Origin of the sequence: Pseudomonas sp. HMSC08G10 (genome assembly GCF_001808425.1) — a bacterium.
GTDB lineage: Bacteria > Pseudomonadota > Gammaproteobacteria > Pseudomonadales > Pseudomonadaceae > Aquipseudomonas > Aquipseudomonas guariconensis.
On the sequence record NZ_KV793299.1, the window covers coordinates 1 to 1,043 of the forward strand.

Annotated in this window: 1 protein-coding gene; it reads left to right on the top strand. The window is 63.8% G+C overall.

Going from position 1 to position 1,043, the window contains the following annotated elements; all coding sequences use genetic code 11:
* On the top strand, nt 1-1,043 hold a 1,043-nt coding region (locus HMPREF3173_RS08175), incomplete at both ends, for an invasin domain 3-containing protein (protein ID WP_218188843.1).

A 1,043-nucleotide genomic window follows, 5' to 3' on the forward strand; every position in this document is an offset into this window, starting at 1 on the left:
AAAGTGCCGCCCTGGCCCTCGAAGAGAAGGTAATCGTGGAGCCGGGCGCAGTGGACGTCGGCAAATCGGCTTTCACTGCCAACCCACCCTCCGTCGTGGTAGGGACTGGCGAATCCGACCTTAAACTGGAGGTCAATGACGCCCAGGGCAATCCTGTTTCCGGCGTCGCGGCAGACCTGAGCTTCGATGTACGCGACAGCTTCGGCACACCGGCGGGTGGCGAAGTGACCATCACCCGTCTGCAGGAAACCACCCCAGGCATTTACACCGCCAAGCTCAGCGGCACCAAGGCCGAGGTCTGGACCGTGACCCCACAGCTCAAAGGCAGCGCCTTGAGCGCCTTGGCCACCGACGTGACCTTGGTTGCCGGTACCTTGGACACTGCCCTGTCCAAATTCACCGCCGCACCAAACCCTATCGATGCCAACGGCAGGGACAGCTCGCAGCTCACTCTCAGCGCCAAGGACGCCAAGAACAACCCGATCCCTGGCCTGGCAACCAAGCTCACCTTCACCGTGAAGAATGACCATGGCCAGGAGGCCGGCACAGCCGTCACTATCGAGAACCTGATCGAGTCCGCGCCAGGCACCTATACCGCGACCCTCAAAGGCAGCAAGGCCGACACCTGGACCGTGACGCTCATCCTCGACGGCGCCGCCACCGGCATGAGCGAGAAAGTGATGCTGATCGCTGGCGTGGTGGACGCAGGTACCTCGACGATCGCCGCCGCCCCGGACACCATCACAGCGAATGGTTCCACCCCGTCCGAACTGACCTTCATTGCCAAGGACGCCCAAGGCAACCCGGTCACCGGTATCGTTGGCGACCTTGCCTTCGACGTAACTGACAGGGCCGGCGGCGCGGCGGGTAGCGACGTGACCGTGGAACCCCTCAAGGAAACCACCCCAGGCACGTACACCGCGACGCTCAAAGGGAGGAAGGCCGATGTCTGGACCGTCACCCCACAGCTCAAGGGCAGCGCCATCGGTAGCCTTGCAGCCAAGGTGACCGTGACTGCCGGCCCCATCGCGGCAGCACGCTCG